19 protein-coding genes are annotated in these 19733 nt (G+C 74.0%); 10 read left to right on the top strand and 9 right to left on the bottom strand.

Features of this window, described 5'->3' with window-relative positions; genetic code table 11:
* Positions 1 to 6: 6 nt before the first annotated feature.
* Genes ACN260_RS07665 through ACN260_RS07650 form a run of 4 tightly spaced genes read left to right on the top strand, consistent with a single transcriptional unit; the run spans position 7 to position 4079 of the window.
* On the top strand, positions 7 to 576 hold the full coding sequence (locus ACN260_RS07665; RefSeq protein WP_422755314.1) for a GNAT family N-acetyltransferase: 570 nt from the start codon (positions 7 to 9) through the stop codon (positions 574 to 576).
* Positions 573 to 1436 carry a carotenoid biosynthesis protein gene (locus tag ACN260_RS07660; protein WP_422755313.1) on the top strand — a complete coding sequence of 288 codons (864 nt, stop codon included), beginning with the start codon at positions 573 to 575 and terminating at the stop codon, positions 1434 to 1436. Before ACN260_RS07665 ends, ACN260_RS07660 begins: the two co-directional genes overlap by 4 nt.
* A complete protein-coding gene (locus ACN260_RS07655) occupies positions 1433 to 2581 on the top strand; it encodes a glycosyltransferase (RefSeq protein ID WP_422755312.1) in 1149 nt (382 codons plus the stop codon). Before ACN260_RS07660 ends, ACN260_RS07655 begins: the two co-directional genes overlap by 4 nt.
* Positions 2582 to 2591: 10 nt before the next feature.
* On the top strand, positions 2592 to 4079 hold the full coding sequence (locus ACN260_RS07650; RefSeq protein WP_422755311.1) for a phytoene desaturase family protein: 1488 nt from the start codon (positions 2592 to 2594) through the stop codon (positions 4077 to 4079).
* A gap of 200 nt (positions 4080 to 4279) precedes the next feature.
* Here the strand turns inward: ACN260_RS07650 and ACN260_RS07645 are convergent, their stop codons facing one another.
* Both ACN260_RS07645 and metF read right to left on the bottom strand, forming a co-directional pair.
* Positions 4280 to 4969, bottom strand: a complete 690-nt coding sequence (locus ACN260_RS07645; protein ID WP_422755310.1) for a CDP-alcohol phosphatidyltransferase family protein — start codon at positions 4967 to 4969, stop codon at positions 4280 to 4282.
* Positions 4970 to 5013: 44 nt separating this feature from the next.
* Positions 5014 to 5931, bottom strand: a complete 918-nt coding sequence (gene metF, locus ACN260_RS07640; RefSeq protein ID WP_422755309.1) for a methylenetetrahydrofolate reductase [NAD(P)H] — start codon at positions 5929 to 5931, stop codon at positions 5014 to 5016.
* A 247-nt stretch (positions 5932 to 6178) separates the two neighbouring features.
* Between metF and ACN260_RS07635 the strand changes: the two genes are divergently transcribed.
* On the top strand, positions 6179 to 6661 hold the full coding sequence (locus ACN260_RS07635) for a helix-turn-helix domain-containing protein (protein WP_422755308.1): 483 nt from the start codon (positions 6179 to 6181) through the stop codon (positions 6659 to 6661).
* A 9-nt stretch (positions 6662 to 6670) separates the two neighbouring features.
* A complete protein-coding gene (locus ACN260_RS07630) occupies positions 6671 to 7753 on the top strand; it encodes a polyprenyl synthetase family protein (RefSeq protein ID WP_422755307.1) in 1083 nt (360 codons plus the stop codon).
* Positions 7754 to 7771: 18 nt separating this feature from the next.
* Here ACN260_RS07630 and ACN260_RS07625 read toward each other — a convergent pair whose 3' ends face one another.
* Positions 7772 to 8161 carry an Rv2175c family DNA-binding protein gene (locus tag ACN260_RS07625; RefSeq protein WP_088643009.1) on the bottom strand — a complete coding sequence of 130 codons (390 nt, stop codon included), beginning with the start codon at positions 8159 to 8161 and terminating at the stop codon, positions 7772 to 7774.
* Positions 8162 to 8304: 143 nt separating this feature from the next.
* Here ACN260_RS07625 and pknB point away from each other — a divergent pair, with 143 nt between their 5' ends.
* Together pknB and ACN260_RS07615 are read left to right on the top strand one after the other, a co-directional pair.
* Positions 8305 to 10290 (top strand): Stk1 family PASTA domain-containing Ser/Thr kinase, encoded by a 1986-nt coding sequence (gene pknB, locus ACN260_RS07620; protein ID WP_422755306.1) that lies wholly within the window; start codon positions 8305 to 8307, stop codon positions 10288 to 10290.
* Positions 10287 to 11147, top strand: coding sequence for a deoxyribonuclease IV (locus ACN260_RS07615; protein ID WP_422755305.1), 861 nt, complete (start codon positions 10287 to 10289; stop codon positions 11145 to 11147). The genes pknB and ACN260_RS07615 overlap by 4 nt, the downstream gene beginning before the upstream one ends.
* Positions 11148 to 11398: 251 nt before the next feature.
* On the opposite strand, the gene ACN260_RS07610 is transcribed toward ACN260_RS07615, so the two are convergent.
* The 4 genes from ACN260_RS07610 to ACN260_RS07595 form a co-directional block, all read right to left on the bottom strand.
* Positions 11399 to 12418 carry a threonine aldolase family protein gene (locus ACN260_RS07610; protein WP_422756649.1) on the bottom strand — a complete coding sequence of 340 codons (1020 nt, stop codon included), beginning with the start codon at positions 12416 to 12418 and terminating at the stop codon, positions 11399 to 11401.
* Between the two features lie 22 nt (positions 12419 to 12440).
* The gene (locus tag ACN260_RS07605) at positions 12441 to 13847 is read right to left on the bottom strand and encodes a class II 3-deoxy-7-phosphoheptulonate synthase (protein WP_145921014.1); all 1407 of its coding nucleotides are present in this window, start codon (positions 13845 to 13847) and stop codon (positions 12441 to 12443) included.
* Between the two features lie 67 nt (positions 13848 to 13914).
* Positions 13915 to 14391 (bottom strand): hypothetical protein, encoded by a 477-nt coding sequence (locus ACN260_RS07600; RefSeq protein WP_422755304.1) that lies wholly within the window; start codon positions 14389 to 14391, stop codon positions 13915 to 13917.
* A gap of 212 nt (positions 14392 to 14603) precedes the next feature.
* Positions 14604 to 16226, bottom strand: coding sequence for a glycosyl hydrolase family 18 protein (locus ACN260_RS07595; RefSeq protein WP_422755303.1), 1623 nt, complete (start codon positions 16224 to 16226; stop codon positions 14604 to 14606).
* Positions 16227 to 16543: 317 nt separating this feature from the next.
* On the opposite strand from ACN260_RS07595, the gene ACN260_RS07590 reads away from it, so the two are divergent.
* Positions 16544 to 17032: a glutathione peroxidase gene (locus tag ACN260_RS07590; RefSeq protein ID WP_422755302.1), complete on the top strand. Its 489-nt coding sequence runs from the start codon at positions 16544 to 16546 to the stop codon at positions 17030 to 17032.
* Between the two features lie 406 nt (positions 17033 to 17438).
* Here ACN260_RS07590 and ACN260_RS07585 read toward each other — a convergent pair whose 3' ends face one another.
* Positions 17439 to 18242: an SGNH/GDSL hydrolase family protein gene (locus ACN260_RS07585; RefSeq protein ID WP_422755301.1), complete on the bottom strand. Its 804-nt coding sequence runs from the start codon at positions 18240 to 18242 to the stop codon at positions 17439 to 17441.
* Between the two features lie 157 nt (positions 18243 to 18399).
* Between ACN260_RS07585 and ACN260_RS07580 the strand changes: the two genes are divergently transcribed.
* Positions 18400 to 19104, top strand: a complete 705-nt coding sequence (locus tag ACN260_RS07580) for an NADPH-dependent F420 reductase (protein ID WP_422755300.1) — start codon at positions 18400 to 18402, stop codon at positions 19102 to 19104.
* 79 nt (positions 19105 to 19183) lie between these two features.
* Here the strand turns inward: ACN260_RS07580 and ACN260_RS07575 are convergent, their stop codons facing one another.
* Entirely contained in the window at positions 19184 to 19732 is a 549-nt protein-coding gene (locus tag ACN260_RS07575) for a GNAT family N-acetyltransferase (protein ID WP_422755299.1), read from the bottom strand.
* Position 19733 lies beyond the last annotated feature (1 nt).

Below are 19733 nucleotides of genomic sequence, written 5' to 3'. Positions count from 1 at the left end.
ACGCGCATGAGGTTGGTGCGGTGGACGCCGGAGGATCTCGTCCGGCGGCTCGACGACGTGGTCGCGGTGTACGGGGAGGCGATGGGCTACCGCAGCGACCTGCTGGAGGCCCGACGCGGCTACATCGCCACCCACGCCCGCCGGCCCGGGTTCCGCGCCGTCGCCAGCCTCACCACCGAGGGCCACCTGGCCGGCTTCGGGTACGGCTACCTCGGCGCGGGTGGACAGTGGTGGCACGACCAGGTCTACCGGGCGCTTCCCCCGGACGCCCGGCAGCGCTGGCTGACCCACTGCTTCGAGGTGGTCGAGCTGCACGTCCGACCGCCCGCGCAGGGGCACGGCCTGGGTGCCCGGCAGCTCACCGCCCTGCTCAGCCTCGCCGAGGGTGGCACCACCCTGCTGTCCACCCCGGAGGCCGACGAGCGGACGTCGCGCGCCTGGCGGCTCTACCGGCGGTTCGGCTTCGTCGACGTGCTGCGGCACTTCCGCTTCCCCGGCGACGAGCGGCCCTTCGGGGTGCTCGGCCGGGACCTGCCACTGCCCCGCCCCGACACGTCCGGGCCGGCCGCGTCGTGACCCGCCGGCACGTCCCCTGGCTGCTGCTGGCCCTGCTGGTGCTGATCCAGATCTGCTACCCGCTCACCGGCGGGGTCACCCGGGCCCGGCTCACCGTCGCCACGGTCGTGCTGGGCTACCTGCTCGCGGTGGGGCACGCGCTGCTCACCCGGGGCCCCCGCACGGCGGCGGCGCTGGTCGCGGTGGCCACCGGCGGCGGGTTCGCCATCGAGGCGCTGGGGGTGGCGACGGGCTTCCCGTTCGGCAGCTACGACTACTCGGGCGAGCTGGGGCCGAAGCTGGCCGGGGTGCCGTTGATCATCCCGCTGGCCTGGACCTGGATGGCCTGGCCCGCCTGGCTGGCCGCCGTCCGGCTGACCACGCCCGCCGGCCGGGCCCCCGGCGCCGGGCCGGCCGGCCCGAGGACGACCGGGCGGACGCACGTCGGGCGGGTGGCGTTGGCCACCGTCGGGCTGGCCGGCTGGGACCTCTTCCTCGACCCGCAGATGGTGGCCGAGGGCTACTGGGTGTGGCGCGACGCCACCCCGGCGCTGCCCGGCCTGCCCGGCATCCCGGTCAGCAACTACCTGGGCTGGCTGCTGTTCGCGGTGCTGCTGATGAGCGCGCTGCGCCCGCTGGCCGGGCCGGCCGTCGCGGTCACCGGCTCCCGCGACGCCCCGATGTTCGCCCTCTACCTGTGGACGTACCTGTCCAGCGTGCTGGCGCACGCGGTGTTCCTCCGGTTGCCCGCCTCGGCGCTCTGGGGCGCGGCCGGCATGGCGGTGGTGGCGGTGCCGCTGGCGGTGACCCTGCTGCGCGCCCGCCGCCGGCCCGCCGACCGGCCGGCACCGGCCCGCACCGGCGTCGACGCCCCGGCATGAGCCCCTCCGGGTCGGTGACCGTCGTCGCGCTCGTGCTGGCCGTCGCGGTGACCGCGCTGACCGCGCACACCTGGGTCAACGCCCGGTACTTCCTGCGCCGGCCCGTCGACGGCCCGGTCGGGGTCGACGAGACCGTGGCGGTGCTGCTGCCGCTGCGCGACGAGGCCGACCGGGTCACCCCGTGCCTGCGCGCGCTGCTCGCCCAGCAGGGGGTGCCGGGGCTGCGGATCGTGGTGCTCGACGACGGTTCGACCGACGGCACCGCCGAGGTGGTCCGCGCGGTCGTCGGCGACGACCCCCGGGTCACCCTGCGCACCGGGGTCACCCCGCCGCCGGGCTGGCTGGGCAAGCCGTACGCCTGCCACCAGCTCGCCGGGCACGCCGGGCCGGCCGCCACCGTGTACGCCTTCGTCGACGCGGACGTGGTGCTCACCCCGTACGCGGTGGCGGCGGCGGTGGGTGAGCTGCGCGCGGCGCGGGCGACGCTGCTGTCGGCGTACCCGAAAATTCTGGTGCGGACGGTGGGTGACCGGCTGGTGCAGCCGCTGTTGCAGTGGTTGTGGCTGACCTTCCTGCCGCTGCGTGCGATGGAACGCTCGGCGCGGCCGTCGCTGGCCGCCGCCGGTGGTCAGTTCCTGCTGGTGGACCGGGCCGGCTACGAGCGGGCCGGCGGGCACGCCGCCGTCGCCGACCGGGTGCTTGAGGACATCGAGCTGGCGCGCGCGGTGAAACGCGCAGGCGGCCGGATCGCGCTGGCCGACGGCTCCCGGCTGGCCGCCTGCCGGATGTACGAGACCTGGCCGCAGCTGCGCGACGGCTACACCAAGTCGCTCTGGGCCACCTTCGGCCACCCCGGCGCCGCCGTGGCCGTGGTCACCGCGCTGCTCCTGCTCTACACCGCGCCGCCGCTGCTGGCGGTGGCGGCGCTGGTGGCGGGTTCGCCGCCGGCCGCCGGGCTGGCCCTGACCGGGTACGCCGCGGGAGTCGCCGGGCGGGTGGTCAGCGCCCGCGCCACCGGCGGCCGGGCCTGGCCCGACGCGCTGGCCCACCCCGGCTCGGTCGTGGTGCTCGGCTGGCTGACGCTGCGGTCGTACCATCTGCGGAAGCGGCGTCGCCTGTCCTGGCGTGGCCGCCCGGTCAGCTAGGAGGCGCGGCATGGCGCGGATCGTGGTCATCGGCGCCGGCGTGGGCGGGCTGGCCACCGCCGCCCGGCTGGCCGTCAGCGGGCACGAGGTGACCGTCTTCGAACGGTCCGACACCGTCGGCGGCAAGCTCGGCCGGTACGTCCACGACACCCCGGCGGGCAGCTTCCACTTCGACACCGGGCCGAGCCTGCTCACCCTGCCGCAGGTCTTCCACGACCTGTTCGAGGCCACCGGCGCGAAACTCGACGAGTACCTCGACCTGACCCCGCTGGACCCGATCGTGCGGCACGTCTTCCCCGGCGGCGGGCCGGCCCTCGACTCGTGCGCCGACCCGGACGAGTTCGCCGCCCGCATCGGCGCCGCCCTCGGTGACCGGGCCGCCGCCGACTGGCGGCGGCTGTGGCGGCGGGCCGCCCGGGTCTGGGAGGCGTCGCACCGGGACATCCTGCGGCGGACCGTCGACTCGCCGCGCGACCTGGCGGCGCTGGCCTGGCGGTTGGGTGACCTGGCCGCCATCGGTCCCGGCCGCACCCTGCGCGGGCTGGGCCGCAGCCACCTGTCCGACCCCCGGCTGCGGATGCTGCTCGACCGGTACGCCACCTACACCGGCGCGGACCCGCGCCGGGCCCCGGCCGCGCTGGTCGCCGTCCCGTACGCCGAGCTGGCCTTCGGCGGCTGGTACCTGCGCGGCGGGCTGGGCACCCTGGCCGACGCGCTGCTGTCGCGCTGCCTGGACCTGGGCGTGACGGTCCGCACCGGGGAGACGGTCACCCGGATCGACGCCGCCGGGGGCCGGGTGCACGGGGTACGCCTCGCCGGGGTGCACGCACCCGTCCCCGCCGACGTGGTCGTCGCCAACGCCGACGCGCTCACCGTCTACCGGGACCTGCTGCCGCACCCGGGCCGGCTGGCCGCGCTCACCGACCGCAGCCTGGCCGGCTTCGTGCTGCTGCTCGGGGTACGCGGGGACTCCGGGCTGGCCCACCACAACGTCTTCTTCCCCACCGACTACGACGCCGAGTTCGACGCCGTGTTCGGCGCACCCGGGCGTGGGGTGCGGGCCCGGCCGGCGACCGACCCGACGGTCTTCGTCACCGTGGCCGACGACCCGATGGTCCGCCCGGCCGGGCACGAGGCGTGGTTCGTGCTGGTCAACGCCGCCCGCCACGGCACCGCCCCGGACTCCGTGGACTGGCGTCGGCCGGGGCTCGCCGACGCGTACGCCGACCGGATCCTCGACGTGCTCGCCGCGCGCGGGGTCGACGTCCGGGACCGGCTGGTGTTCCGCGAGATCCGTACCCCCGCCGACCTGGACGCCGCGACCGCCGCGCCCGGCGGGTCGATCTACGGCACGGCCGGTGGGCTGCTCCGCCCGGCCAACCGGGGCCCGGCGCACGGGTTGTGGCTGGTCGGCGGCTCCACCCACCCCGGCGGCGGCCTGCCCATGGTCACCCTGTCGGCGCAGATCGTCGCCGACGAGATCGGCCCCGCCTGGTAGGCCCCCGCCCCTGCCCGGGCCGCCGGGCGGGCGGGTAGTCGCTGTTGAGGCTAAACAGCGGTGTCCCACGTCTCGGAAGCCGCTGTCTCGCCGACATTGAGTCGATCATCGCCCGGCCGCGCCGCCGACCAGGCGGCAGGGAGTGTGTGGCCGGGGGGATCCCGGGGCGGGGAGCGGGTCGCGGTGACCGGCGGGGGCGGTCAGCCGGCGTCGAGCAGGGCGCGGCGGACCGTGGACAGCAGCTGACCCAGGCCGAAGCCGGCCAGCAGCACCCAGACGGCGGTGGCCATGGTGATGGTGCCGGCGGCCAGGTCGGGGTCGACCAGCCCGGTCAGCCCGGCCAGCAGCAGCCCGACCAGGGCGACGCAGACCCGGGTGGGCCGCTCCCCCACGGTGACCGCGCCGATCTCCCGCATCCCGGCGGCCACCGCGCGGGCCCGCACGTACTCGTGCAGCCAGGACAGCGCGCCGGCCGCGACCACCAGCGCACCCGGCGCTCCGACCAGCCAGAACGCCGCCAGCCAGGCGATCTCCCCGAGCCGGTCGGCAACCGAGTCGTAGACGTAGCCGAGCCGGGTGGTCCGGCCGGTGGCGACCGCCACCGCCCCGTCGACGCTGTCGGCGACCGAGGCGAGCAGCACGAACAGCGCGCCGACGATCGGCCCGTGGGCCGACCGGGCGCTGAACAACGGCACGCACAGGCACAGCAGCACCCCGCCGACGGTCACCGCGGTCGGGGTCACCCGCAGCCGACCCAGCACGTAACCGACGTGGTACGCGAAACGCAGCCAGGCACGGACCACCGGCGCGGCGACCCGGGGGTCGAAGCCGCCGTGCAACCGCGCCCACGCGGTCGCGTACTCGTCCCACTTCAGCTGTGTGCCCACCATCGGTCAACCGTCGCAGCGCGGTCGAGGTGTCGGGGCCGGCGCGTTCACACCCGGGCGTCGGCCCGCAGGCTGCGCCACACCTCCCGGGTCGCGGGGGAACGGTTGAGGGTGATGAAGTGGATGCCGGGCACCCCCTCGTCGAGCAGCCGGGCGCACATCTCGCTGGCCTGTTCGATGCCGAGCCGGCGGACCGCCTCCGGGTCGTCGGCGACCCGCTCGAACCGCGCGGCCAGCGCGGGCGGGAACGGCGCGCCGGACAGCTGCACGGAGCGTTCGATGGTGCCGATCTGGGTCACCGGCATCACCCCGGCCAGGATCGGGGTGTCGCAGCCGGCCGCCGCCACCCGGTCGCGCAGCCGCAGGTAGTCGTCGGCGTCGAAGAACATCTGGGTGATGGCGAACTCCGCGCCCGCCCGGCACTTGCGGACGAAGTGCGCGGTGTCGCTGGCCACGTCGGCCGAGCGGGGGTGCTTGTAGGGGAAGGCGGCCACCCCGACGCTGAAGTCGCCGGCCCCGCGGACCAGCCGGACCAGGTCCTCGGCGTAGTCGACGCCCTCGGGGTGGCGGACCCACTCGCCGCCCGGATCGCCGGGCGGGTCGCCCCGGACGGCGAGCACGTTGCGCACCCCCACGCCGGCCAGCCGCCCGATCACGTTGCGCAGCTCGGCGACGGAGTGGTTGACGGCGGTCAGGTGGGCCATCGGCAGCAGGGTGGTCTCGGTGGCGATCCGTTCGGTCACCGCGACCGTGGTGTCCCGGGTCGAGCCGCCGGCCCCGTAGGTGATCGACACGAACGACGGGCGCAGCGGCTCCAGCTCCCGGATCGCCTGCCAGAGCAGCCGCTCCCCCTGCGCCGTCTTGGGTGGGAAGAACTCGAAGGAGAACGTCGGCTGGCGGTCGCGGATCAGCTCCCCGATCGCCGGCTGGGGATTGGGAAGGACGGAGGGAAGACCGAGCGCCACGTGACGACTCTAGCGGGCGTCACCGCCCGCCCTCACACACTTCCCACCGGAGCATCGACACCCGCCGAAACCCGGCCTCGGCCGCAGCGGCGGACGACGTCGTACCCCGGGGGTAAAACGAGGGGGCGCGGGTGGCGTCGGTGGGGGCCGACGCCCGGGGTCACGCGCGGGGGTCGGCAGCACCCGACCGTGGCCGTCGGCCGCCCTGCCGGGCGGACGGGCCGCGCCCACATCCGCCGGAGGACCGATGACCCCGTCCGACCCCCGCCCGCTCGGGCCGCTGATCACGCACCTCCGGCTGGCCCGGGGCTGGAGCCAGCGGCGGCTCGCCGACGAACTCTGCGCCGCCGCCGGCACGGCCACCCTGACCCGGCACGAGGTGTCCCGCTGGGAACGCTCGGTGCGCGTCCCGGGCGACCGCTGGCGGCGGCAGCTCGCCGTCGTGCTCGACGCCCCGATCGGGCCGCCGGCCCGCCGGGCCGCCCCGCGTCCGGCGCGCCGGGCCGGGAAAGCCGCACCGGGGCCGACGGGCCGAGCGGCCCGCGGACGAGCCGGACGGCGTCCGCAGGGGCCGGTCCGCCACCGGAGCGACGGTGGGCCGGCCCGGTGTCGGGCACCGCCGGCGTCCCGTCCGGCCGGCCGCCCCGCCGTCCGGCCGGCCCTGGCCGGGGCGCAGACCGGGGTGACGCGCCGAGGCGCTGGTGAGGCGGTGGCGGTGGGGACCGGCTAGCGTCGTGGCGTGACCCACGCTGCTCCCGTCTCCCCCGTCGACCGTGCCGGCCTACGGCAGCGGGTCGACAAGGCGCTGACCGAGTTCCTGGCCGGCCGGCGTAGCTGGATGGCCGGCATCGACGACGCCCTGACGCCGATCGCCGAGACCATCGAGGGGTTCGTGCTCGGCGGCGGCAAGCGGCTGCGCCCGGCGTTCGCGTACTGGGGGTTCCGGGGGGCCGGCGGGGTGGACGCCGACCAGGTGGTGACCGCCCTGGCGGCGCTGGAGTTCTTCCAGGCCAGCGCCCTGATCCACGACGACCTGATGGACCGCTCGGACACCCGGCGCGGCGAGCCCGCCGTGCACCGGCGGTTCGCCACCCGGCACCGCACCCACGGGTGGGGCGGCGACCCGGACGCCTTCGGCGACGCGGCGGCGATCCTGCTCGGTGACCTCTGCCTGGTCTGGTCCGACGAGCTGCTGCACTCCGCCGGGCTGGACCCGCACACGGTGGCGCGGGCCCGGCCGGTCTTCGACGAGATGCGCGGCGAGGTCACCGTCGGGCAGTACCTGGACGTGCTGACCCAGGCCACCGGGGAGGTCTCGCTGGACCGGGCGGGCAAGGTGGCCCGGTACAAGTCAGCCAAGTACACCGTCGAGCGGCCGTTGCTGCTCGGTGCCGCGCTCGCCGACGCGTCCGCCGACGTGCGCACCGCCTACTCGGCGTACGGGTTGCCGCTCGGTGAGGCGTTCCAGCTCCGCGACGACGTGCTCGGGGTGTTCGGCGACCCGGCGCAGACCGGCAAGCCGGCCGGGGACGACCTGCGTGAGGGCAAGCGCACCTACCTGGTCGCGGCGGCGGTCCAGGCCGCCGACGAGGCCGGCCGGGAGCTGCTGCTCGGCCGGCTCGGCGATCCGGAGCTGGACGAGGACGGGGTGACCCGGCTGCGTGAGCTCATCTCCGGCACCGGCGCACTGGCCCGTACCGAACAGCGCATCGTCACCCTGACCGACGCCGCGCTGGCCGCCCTGGCCGGCGTCGACCTCGACACCGAGGCCCGGCAGGCCCTGGTGGACCTCGCCATCGCCGCCACCCGCCGCGCCGACTGACCCCTCAGGCGGGGCGGGTCAGAAGCCGAGGGCCTGGGCGCGGCGTTTGACCTCGCGGGCGTGGTCGCCACCGAGGGTCGCCGCGCCCGTGCCACCGGAGAGGGTGTCGTCGGGCTCGTAGAGCCAGCGCAGGGCGGCCTCGTCGTCGTAGCCGGCGTCGGCGAGCAGGGTCAGCACGCCGGGCAGGTGCTTGAGCACCGTCTTGTTGGCGACCAGGTCGGCGGGAATCCGGCGCACCCCGTCGCGGCGGACGGCGAGCAGTTCGCGGTCCCGGATCATCTGGTGGACCTTGCTGATGGACAGGTCGAGCCGCTCGGCGACGTCCGGGAGGGTGAGCCACGCGGCCGGGTCACTGGGGCCGCCGAGGTCGCTGCCGGCGGACTGGTCGGCGGGTACGGGTTCGGTCACCGGACCACCCTGCCACGTCGCCCGGCCGCCCGTGCAGCGGCACCCCGTCGGGCCGGGGTGAGCGCGGCGGGACCGGCCGGCACCGACCCCGGCTGTAGCATCCTGTTCAACCTTCACCCTCAGGACACATAGACTCCCTGCCGATGGACATACAGGTCGCCGACACGTTGCTGGGCTCGCTGCTCGACGGGCGCTACCGCATTCGCGGTCGCGTGGCCCGTGGCGGCATGGCGACCGTGTACACCGCCACCGACGAGCGCCTGGAGCGTACCGTCGCGGTGAAGATCATCCACCCGTCCCAGGCCGCCGACGCGCGGTCCCGGATGGCGGGCTTCCCGGACCGGTTCACCGACGAGGCCAAGGCCATCGCCCGGCTGACCCACCCGAACGTGGTCGCCGTCTACGACCAGGGCACCCACCAGGGGCTGCCCTACCTCGTGATGGAGTATGTCCGGGGCCGCACCCTGCGCGAGGTGCTGGCCGAACGCCGCCGGCTCAACCCCGACGAGGCACTGGCGATCCTGGAGCAGATGCTCGCCGCGATCGCCGCCGCACACCGGGCCGGGCTGGTCCACCGCGACGTCAAGCCGGAGAACGTGCTGGTGGCCGAGGCGCCCACCGGCGGGGTGGCCAACCTGGTCGACAGCGTGGTCAAGGTCGCCGACTTCGGCCTGGCCCGCGCGGTGGAGGCCAGCGCCGAGGAGGGCGACGGCAACCAGCTGATGGCGACCGTCGCGTACGTGGCGCCGGAGCTGGTCACCGACGGGCGCGCCGACCCGCGTACCGACGTCTACTCGGCGGGCATCGTGCTGTTCGAGATGCTCACCGGCCGGGTGCCGTACGACGGGGACCGCCCGGTCGACGTGGCCTGGCAGCACGTCGACAAGGACGTCCCGGCCCCGTCGGTCCTGGTGCCCGGCCTGCCCCGGGTGCTCGACGAGCTGGTCGCGCGGGCGACCCGGCGGGACCCGGGCGCCCGGCCGGCCGACGCGGGCGCCCTGCTGGCCGAGGTGCAGGTGGCCCGGGACGACCTGGGCAACCCGAACGCGCACACCGCCGTGCTGGGCCGGGTGGCCGGGGAGCTGCCCGCGGTGGCCGAGCCGACGATGGTGGTCGCGGCGGTCAGCCCGGTGACCCGGCCGACCTGGGCCCGGTTGCCCGAGCCGGCCGTCCCGCAGCGCCCGCACCGGCGGCGGGCCACCGAGGACACCGGCCTGGGGTCCCGGCTGGCGGAGCTGCGTACCCGGGTGATGGGCACCCCGCGCGGGCGGCTGTCGGTCGCGGCGGCCGTGGTGGTGGTCGGCCTGCTCGCCGCGATGGGCGGCTGGTGGGTGGGGGTGGGCCGGTACACGGTCGCGCCGCAGCTGGTGAACCTGAGCCGGGCCGACGCGCAGGCGCAGGCGGACCGGGCGGGCTTCCGGGTCGCCTTCGCCGAGCCACGCTACGACGAGAAGATCCCCCGCGACGGGGTGATCGCCCAGGACCCGGGCTCGGCTGCCAAGATCCTCAAGGGTGGCACCATCACGCTGACCCTCTCCCTGGGCCCGGAGCGGTTCCCGCTGCCGGACGTCGTCGGCAAGGAGTTCGACCTGGCCGAGGCCGACCTGACCAGCGCGAAGCTGGTGGTCGCCAAGGGCACCCCCCGCTACGACGACAACCTGCCGGCCGGGGTGGTGGTGGACACCAACCCGAAGGTGGGCACCGAGGTGAAACCGGGCACCAAGGTGACCGTCATCCTCAGCCGGGGCCGTGCCCCGATCACGGTGCCCGACCTGGTCGGCAAGAGTCTCAACGACGCCCGCGCCACCCTGTCCCGGCTCGGCCTGGAGCCGGTCGAGACGTACAAGGAATCCGACAAGCCACGCGACGAGGTCCTCGGGCAGAGCCCGGCCGACGGCGCGGGCGTGGAGAAGGGCACCAAGGTCAAGCTGGACGTCAGCAAGGGCCCGCCGCAGGTGACCGTCCCCCGGGTGGTCGACCTGCCCTGCCAGCAGGCCAAGCAGCAGTTGGAGGGCGCCGGGTTCACGGTGAACGTCCAGTTCAACCCCAACGGCATCGTCCGGTTCCAGAACCCGGGCGAGAACTCGCAGGTGCCGCCGGGCACGCCGGTCACCCTGGGCTGCCTGTGAGCGCCCACCGGCCGGTCGGCTCGCACACCCCCACCTCGGGTGGGCTGGCCAGGGCGGCCCTGCCGTACGTGGACGCGACCGGCTCCCGGGTGGTGCAGGTCTACGTCTCCAACTCGCGGGGCTGGGCGCTGCCGCCCGGCGACCCGGCCCAGGACGCGCTGTTCGCCGAGGGCTGCGCCGCCCGGGGCGTACCGGTCTACATCCACGCGTCGTTGCTGGTCAACCTCGGTTCGCCCACGGCGGCGACGGTGGAGAAGTCGGCGCAGACGCTGGCGCACGCGCTGCGCCGGGGGCGGGCGATCGGGGCGCGGGGCGTGGTGTTCCACGCCGGCAGCGCGGTCGACGCCGGCTACGCCGAGACCGCCCTACGGCAGGTACGCGAGGCGCTGCTGCCGCTGCTCGACGAGACCACCGCCAGCGGCGGTCCGTTGCTGCTGGTGGAGCCGAGCGCCGGTGGCGGCCGGTCACTGGCCTCCCGGGTGGAGCACCTCGGCCCCTACCTGGACGCGGTCGACCGGCATCCGGGGCTGGGCGTCTGCTTCGACACCTGCCACGCCTGGGCGGCCGGGCACGACCTGGCCGTGCCGGGAGGCATGACGGCGACCCTGGACACCCTGGTCGCCACGGTCGGGGCGGACCGGCTCAAGCTGATCCACGCCAACGACTCCAAGGACCTGTGCGGCTCGACCCGGGACCGGCACGAGAACATCGGCAAGGGCAACATCGGCGAGCCGGCCTTCGCCGAGTTGATGGCCCACCCGGCGACCGCCGGCATCCCCGTCGTCGTGGAAACCCCCACCGAGCAACATGAGGGCCACGCCACCGACATAGCCACCCTCACCCGCCTCCACCCCTGACGGCCGCCCGCTCCCCCGCACCCCATCCCCCCACTCGACGCCCCCGGCTCGACACGGCTGGCTCGGTGCCCCCGGCTCGGTGCCCCCGGTGATCAAGAGGTTTGCGCGGTGATCAAGAGGTTTGCGTCACGTTTGATCTCCAGGCTGACGCAAACCTCTTGATCGACACCCGAAGGCCCCGGAGGGCCCGGAGGGCCCGAAGGCCCCGGAGGCCCGGAGGGTCCGGAGGCGCGGGCCGCTCCGGTGGGGGGTCAGGGGGCGAGGAGGTGGGAAAGGATCTTGGCGGCGTGGTCGATGGCGGCGTCGTCGGCGTCGAGGTGGGTGACCAGTCGGGCGGTACGGGGGCCGAGCACCGACAGCAGCACCCCCTCGGCCCGGGCGGCGGTGGCCAGGGCCCGCGCGTCGAGCCGGTGCCCGGTCAGGTCCAGTGGCACGATGTTGGTGCGCACCGGGCCGGCGAGCACCCCGCACGGGGCGAGCGCCTCGGCGAGCCGGGCGGCCCGGGCGTGGTCGTCGGCGAGCCGGTCGAGGTGGTGGGCCAGGGCGTACCGGCCGGCGGCGGCGAGCACCCCGACCTGCCGCATTCCGCCGCCCATCCGCTTGCGCAGGAACCGGGCCCGCTCGATCCGCGCGGCACTGCCCACGACCAGCGAGCCGACCGGCGCGCCGAGACCCTTGGAGAGGCAGACCGACAGGGTGTCGAAGAGCGCGCCGTACTCGTGCAGCGGCACCCCGTCGGCGACGTGCGCGTGCCAGATCCGGGCGCCGTCGCAGTGCAGGGCGAGGCCGGCGGCGTCGGCGACCCGACGCAGCTCCCGCAGGGTCGTCAGCGGGATCACCCCGCCACCGCCCCGGTTGTAGGTCTGCTCCACGGCGATCGCGCGGGTCGGCACCGCGAAGTAGCCGTCCGGTCGGATCATCGCCTCCACCACGCCCGGGTCCAGTCCCGCGCCGAGGGGCGGCCAGGTCCGCGTGGAGATCGCACCGTACGCCGCCGCCGCCCCGACCTCGTACGTCACCACGTGCGCGTCGGCGTCGCAGAGCAGCTCGTCACCGGGCGGGACGACCAGTTGCAGGGCGATCTGGTTGGCCATCGTCCCGGTCGGGGCGAAGAGCGCCGCCTCGTGCCCGAACAGCGCGGCGACCTCGGCCTCCAGCGCGTTGACCGTCGGGTCCTCGGCGTAGACGTCATCGCCGACCTCGGCGGCGGCCATCGCCTCCCGCATCCCGGCGGTCGGTCGGGTCACCGTGTCGGAACGCAGGTCGGCCACCGGACCGACACCCGCCGTGAGGTCAGCCACGGAGCATCTCGGCCACCAGGAAGGCCAGTTCCAGCGACTGCTGGGTGTTCAGCCGGGGGTCGCAGGCGGTCTCGTACCGGCCGGGCAGGTCGAGGTCCTCGATGCCCTGGGCGCCGCCGAGGCACTCGGTGACGTCCTCACCGGTCAGCTCGACGTGGATGCCGCCCGGGTGGGTGTCCAGCCCCCGGTGCACCTCGAAGTAGCCGAGCACCTCGTCGACGATCCGGTCGAAGTGCCGGGTCTTGTAGCCGTTGGAGGACTCGTGGGTGTTGCCGTGCATCGGGTCGCACTGCCACACCACCTTGGCCCCGGCGGCGGTGACCTTGGCCACGATCGGCGGCAACGCGTCGCGGACCTTGTGGTTGCCCATCCGGCTGATCAGGGTCAGCCGGCCGGGGATGTTGTCCGGGTTGAGCTTCTCGCACAGCTCGATCGCCTCGTCGGGCCGGGTGGTCGGGCCGAGCTTCACACCGATCGGGTTGGCGATGCGGGAGATGAAGTCGATGTGCGCGCCGTCGAGCTGCCGGGTCCGCTCGCCGACCCAGAGGAAGTGCCCGGACAGCCCGTACGCCCGGCGGTCGGAGACCCGGGTCAGCGCCCGGTCGTACTCCAGGGCGAGCGCCTCGTGGGAGCAGTAGAGGGTGACGGTACGCAGCGCCTCGTCCTCGGTCATCCCGCAGGCCCGGATGAACGCGATGGCCCGGTCGATCTCCCGGGCGATCGCCTCGTAGCGCTCCCCCGCCGGGGAGTTCTTGACGAAGCCCTTGTTCCAGTCGTGCACCGCGTGCAGGTCGGCCAGGCCGCCCGCCAGGTAGGCGCGCAGCATGTTCATCGCGGCGGCCGAGTTCGCGTACGCCCGGATCATGCGCTGCGGGTCGGCGACCCGGGCGGCCGGGTCGGCCTCCAGCGAGTTGATCATGTCGCCGCGGTAGGCGGGCAGCCCCCGGGCGTCGGTCGGCAGCGACCGGGGCTTGGTGTACTGGCCGGCGACCCGGGCCACCTTCACCACCGGCAGGGACGCGCCGTAGGTGAGCACGATCGCCATCTGGAGCAGGGTGCGGGCGTTGGCCAGCAGGTGGCTCTCGGTGTTGTCGGCGAAGGTCTCGGCGCAGTCGCCGCCCTGGAGCAGGAACGCCTTGCCCTCGCAGACCAGCGCCAGCTTGCGACGGAGCTGGTCGACCTCGTAGGGGGCGACCACCGACGGCACGGTGTCGAGAACCTTGCACACCTCGGCGACCTGGGCCGGGTCGGACCACGGCGGGATCTGCTGACGGGGCAGGTCACGCCACCGGTCGAGACCGAGGGCGGCGTCCTCGGCCGAGTCGACGGTGGGGCGACTGGTCTGCAGCCCGGGGCTGCTCACGGCGGGGTAGCTCAGCTGATGCCACTCATGGCGCATGGGGAAAAGCGTACGGCGACGGTCCGGACGCCGCGCCTCCGAGGGGCGGGGTTCCGGAGGTTGGGAGTCAGGGGGTCGGCGACGGCGCGGGGCTGTGCCCGCCGGGTTCCTCGCCCGCGATGCACCAGTCCGCGCCGTCCCGGGTGACGGTGAACAGCAGCGGCCGGGTGACCTTCTTCGACCCCACCGAAACGGTCACCGAGGTGCTGACCTCCTGTCCCCGGTCACCGGTGCGGATGTCGGTGATGGTCGCGGCGGGCACCTCGAAATGGTCGGCGAAATCACCGTTCGGCCCGGTCGCGGCGGCGTCGAACCCCGCCTGCATCGTCGCGCAGAGCTGGTTGCGGCCGGCCGCCGGGTCCTTGGCGGCCATCGCGTCGAGGTACGCCTGGACCCGCTCCCGGGCCTTGGCCGACGCCTCCTGGGCGGGCACCCGGCTGGGCCCGCCGTCGGCCTCGCCGTCGCCGTTCTGGCCGCAGCCGAGCAGGGCGAACGGCAGCAGGGCCAGCGGTACGACGCCGGCGGTGCGGAGCCTGCGACCCATGCGTCCTCCCGGGGTGCGGATGTCGACGGTACGGATGCCGAGCGGCGAGTCTGCCACACCGCACCCGTACGGTGGCAACCCGTCACGGCCGCGCCGGCCCGGCCGGTCGGCGTTTCGCCGGGCGGAACCGCCGTCGACCGGGCCGGACAGCCGGGCGGGGAGGGACCGGTGGCCGGTCCCTCCCCGCGCGGGTGGTGCGCCGGGCGCTCGGCTCAGCCGAGGCCGCCCTTGATGGCGCCGATCAGCTCGCCGTTGCTCGTGTCGCCGGAGAGTTCCCAGAAGAACGCGCCGCCGAGGCCCTGGTTCTTGGCGTAGGTCATCTTGCCGCCGATGGTGGCCGGCGTGTCGTAGCTCCACCAGTTGCTGCCGCACTTGGCGTACGCCGTACCGGCGATCGTGCCGGTGGCCGGGCAGGTGTTCTTCAGCACCTTGTAGTCCTCGATGCCCGCCTCGTAGGTGCCGGGGGCAGCGCCGGTGGCGGTACCGCCCGGGGCGGCCTGGGTCACCCCGGTCCAGCCGCGGCCGTAGAAGCCGATGCCGAGCAGCAGCTTGCCGGCCGGCACGCCCTTGGACTTGAGCTTCTGGATCGCCGCGTCGGAGTTGAAGCCCTGCTGCGGAATCCCGGTGTACGAGGTGAGCGGCGAGTGCGGGGCGGTGGGACCCTGGGCGTTGAACGCGCCGAAGTAGTCGTACGTCATCGGCATCAGCCAGTTGAGGTTGCCCACCGCACCGGCGTAGTCGGTGGCGTCGATCTTGCCGCCGTTGCTGCCGTCGGCGGTGATCGCGGCGGTGACCAGGGCCGACGAGCCGAACCTGGCCCGCAGTGCGGAGATCACGTTCTTGAACGCGTTCGGGCCGCTGCTGTCACAGCTCAGACCGCAGGCGTTGGGGTACTCCCAGTCGACGTCGATGCCGTCGAAGACGTCCGCCCAGCGCGGGTCCTCGACCAGGTTGTAGCAGCTCTCGGCGAACGCGGCCGGGTTCTGCGCGGCCTGGGTGAAGCCCCCCGACCAGGTCCAGCCGCCGAAGGACCAGATCACCTTGAGGTGCGGGTACATCTTCTTGAGCTTGCGCAACTGGTTGAAGCTGCCGCGCAGCGGCTGGTCCCAGGTGTCGGCGACGCCGTCCACGCTGTCGGCCGCGGTGTACGCCTTGTCGTAGTCGGCGTAGCTGTCCCCGATCGTGCACCGCCCGCCGGTGGTGTTGCCGAAGGCGTACAGGATGTGGGTGAGCTTGGCGGCGGAGCCGCTCGTGGCGATGTTCTTGACGTGGTAGTTGCGCCCGTAGACGCCCCACTCGGCGAAGTAGCCGACGACCTTCCTGTCCCCGCTGGGCGGTGGGGTGGTGGGCGGCGGGGTCGTCGGCGGGGCGGTGGTGGGTGGGGCCGTGGTGGGTGGCGGGGTCGTCGGCGGCTTCGTGGTGGTGGGCGGGGTGCCCCCGCCGCACGACACGCCGTTGATCGTGCAGTTCAGCGGCGCCCGGTACGGCCCGGTGCCGTTGTAGCCCCAGCTGAAGCTGGCCCCCGGGGCGAGCGGCCCGGCCCAGCTCTTCTTCACCGCCACGTAGTGGTTGCCGCTGCTGGTGACGTCGGCGTCCCAGAAGCTGCTGATGGTGGTGCCGGACGGCAGGTCGAACTCGATACGCCAGGTGCTGACGCTGGCGCTGGAGCCGTTGGTGACGGTGACCCGCCCCTCGTGCCCGGTGCCCCAGTCCTGGGCCGAGGCGAATGTCGCGGTGACGCTTCCGGCGCCGAACGCCGAGGTCACCGGTACCGCCGCCACGGTCAGCGCCATGACGGCACCGGCCCAGAGGGCGCGGCGGAGCGATCTCTTCATGAGGCGCCTCCTCAAACAGTTAGGAAACTTTCCAAATCGATGGGGAGACGCTACTCACACCGTCATCACTTCGTCAAGATGCGCATCCGTCGATTCATCAACGCCCCGGACCGGGAGGGACGGCTCGACCGCCTACACCCCCACCCACCACCCACCCCAGCCCATGATCAAATTGCCGAAATGTAGACGACACGCTGGAGAGAGTGCTTCACATCGCAATGTGATCTTGAAGCTCCACGGCAGGTTTCCGAGGTGCGGGCCGCCGGGGGCGAGGCGGGGGCGGCTGGGGCGACGTGCACCACGCGTAGCCTCAGGGGATGACCGTCTTCGACATCGAGATCGACGCCCTGGCCGGCGGCCCGGCCGACCTGGCCGACTACCGGGGTCGGGCGCTGCTGGTGGTCAACGTGGCCTCCCGCTGCGGCCTCACCCCGCAGTACGCCGCCCTCCAGGCGTTGGCCACCGGGTACGCCGACCGGGGCCTGGTGGTGCTCGGCGTACCGTGCAACCAGTTCGCCGGGCAGGAACCCGGCACGGCCGCCGAGATCGGCGAGTTCTGCCAGGTCAACTATCGCGTCACCTTTCCGATGACCGAGAAGGTCGACGTCAACGGCCCGGCCCGCCACCCGCTCTACGCGGCGCTGGTCGACACTCCCGACACCGAGGGGCACACCGGGGACGTCCGGTGGAACTTCGAGAAGTTCCTGGTCGCCCCGGACGGTACGGTCGCCGCCCGGTTCGCCCCGACGGTCACGCCGGACTCGGCCGAGCTGCGCGCGGCCATCGAGAAGGTTCTCCCCGCCTGACGGGTCGTCCCCGCCCGGACCGGGCCCGCCCCCACCCACCGCGCCCTGCCCCACGACGCGGACCGTCCCGTCGCCACGAAGGCTCCTTCACACCCTTTCGAGCTGACGACACCATCGAGTCACCGGGACGGACCGTCGGGGAACGGGGACCGAACGGTGAGTCGCCACCGTCATCAGCTCGACAGCGTCCGCACCGACATCGGTGGGTGGGTCGGCGTCCGGCACCCGACCGGGCGACCCGATCAGGCCGGGCCGCAACCACCGGTCCGGGTCGGGAGAACGGCCGTGACCGCGCCGACCCCGGGCGGGGTGACCCCCGAACAGGGCGACGCGGTCACGGTGGAGCCGGCGGGACGCGGATCAGGTCAACGCGGGATACGGGGTCCAGCCGGCGTAGACCAGCGGGTCAGCCGGCGGCGGACCGGAAGACCGGGTAGTAGCCGCCGGACTGGCCGGCCGCCGTCGGGTGGTACGAGACGCCGAGGTTGGCGAAGTTCAACGCGTGCAGCCACTTCTCGCCGTAGCTGCACAGCTGGTGACCGACGAAGATGGACCGTACGTCGGCGAACGTGAAGCCGGCCGAGGTGGCGGCGGTGCGGATGATGTCGTCGATCAGGTTGATGCCTTCGTTGATCTTCGCGCGGGAGTTCGCGCTGAGCCCCACGCAGACCGTGCCGAGCTGGTAGAAGACCGGGTAGCCGACGACCACCACCCGGGCCGACGGCGCACGCGACCTGATCCCGTTGTAGACGGTGGCGAGCTTGGCGGGCAGTTCCGCGCGGGCCTTGTTCTCGGCGGCCTGCACGGCCGCGACGCACTGGGTCTCCCCCTGGAGCACGCAGGTCGACATGATCGTGGTGAACCCGACGTCGTTGCCGCCGATGGTGATGCTGACCAGGGTGGTGGTCGAGGTCAGCGCGGAGAGCTGGTTGTTGACCACGTCGGTGGTGGTCGCGCCGGAGCAGGCCACCGACTTGTACGAGGCCGGCTTGATGTTGGTGTTGTACAGCGCCGGATACGCGTTGGTGCTGCGCTGACAGGAGCCGCTCTCGGAGGTGTAGCTGCCGGCGCCGACACCGGAGGCGTACGAGTCGCCGAGGGCCACGTACCGGTCGGTGGGGGCGGCCTGGACGGGCACCGCCGCGCCGAGGGTCACGCCGATGGACGCCGCGAGACTCACGGCGAGGGTCACGAGTCGGGATCTCCGCACGTCGCACTCCTGGGGGTGGGGAAGTGGTGGTGGGAGATAGATATCACTCAATCATGTGTTTACGGAAGGTCATCGATGGGTAACAGGGGTGACTAGGGGTCGTCATGCACCGCATAACACGTCGATCAGGTCGGGAATACGCACCCGACCGGGCCGGTTGGTCACCGGCATGACAACCGTTGGACTCATCGGCAGCGGCAACATCGGCAGCACCCTGGCCCGGCTGGCGGTCACCGCCGGCCACGACGTGGTGCTCAGCAACTCGCGCGGTCCGGAGACGCTCAAGGACCTGGTCGACGAGCTGGGCATACGGGCCCGCGCAGCCACCCCGGACGAGGCGGCGGCAGCGGGTGACCTGGTGGTGGTCACCATCCCGCTGCGGGCCTACCGGGACGTGCCCGCCGCGCCGCTCGCCGGCAAGACCGTCATCGACACCAACAACTACTACCCGGAGCGCGACGGCAGTATCCCGGAGCTGGACGACGAGTCGACCACCACCAGCGAGCTGCTCCAGCGGCACCTGCCGGAGTCGCGGGTGGTCAAGGCCTTCAACAACATCTACTTCAAGCACCTGCTCGCCCTGGCCCGCCCCTCGGGGGCCGCCGACCGCACCTCGCTGCCGGTCGCCGGGGACGACGACGCGGCCAAGGCCGAGGTCACCGCGTTCATCGACTCCGTCGGGTACGACACGGTCGACGTTGGACCGCTGGCCGAGGGCTGGCGGTTCCAGCGGGACACCGCCGCGTACGGCGTCTTCTACACGGCCGACCCGGCGGCGGGCTACGAGCAGCCGGGCCTGCCGACCGACGCGCAGCGGCTGCGGGACGCCCTGGCCGCCGCCCGCCGCTACGCCGACGCCTGACCGCCGCCCCACCGCGCCGGGCGGGACGGCAGCCGCGAGGCCCGTCCCGCCCGCACGGCCGGCGGTCGACCCGTCGTGGTCAGTGGGGAGCCCGCCACTCGTCGGCCAGCACCGCCCACACCTCCATGTCGACCCGGCCGGCCGGCCCCCAGGCGACCTGACGCAGGGTGCCCTCGTGCCGCATGCCGAGCCGCCGGGCCACCGCGATGCTGCGGACGTTGCCGACGCTGGTCCGCCACTCGACCCGGTGGATGCCGCGTTCCCGGATGGCCCAGTCCACGATCCGGGTCGCCGCCCGGGTGACCAGTCCCCGGCCCTCGGCTGCCGGTTCCAGCCAGCAGCCGGCCTCGGCCACCCCGGTCGCGGTGCTGAACGACACGAACAGCACCCCGCCGACCAGGGTGCCGTCGAGCCAGATCCCCCAGATGCCCCCGGCGTCGTCGGCCCACTTGTCGGCGGAACGACGCAGCACCCGGCGGGCCGACTCCAGGTCGGTGGCCACGAAGGACGCCCCCACCCACGGGGCGATGTGTTCCCGGGCCCGGTCCAGGTGGGCCAGGAACTCCTCAGCCTGCCACGGTGAGAGCGGACGCAGCTCGGCGGTGTCGGTCAACGGCAGCGCGAACACC

It is taken from the genome of Micromonospora sp. WMMD708, assembly GCF_049315245.1.
Classification (GTDB): domain Bacteria; phylum Actinomycetota; class Actinomycetes; order Mycobacteriales; family Micromonosporaceae; genus Micromonospora; species Micromonospora wenchangensis.
The sequence above is the reverse complement of the archived record's forward strand: the minus strand, read 5'-3'. Positions and strand labels throughout refer to the sequence as shown.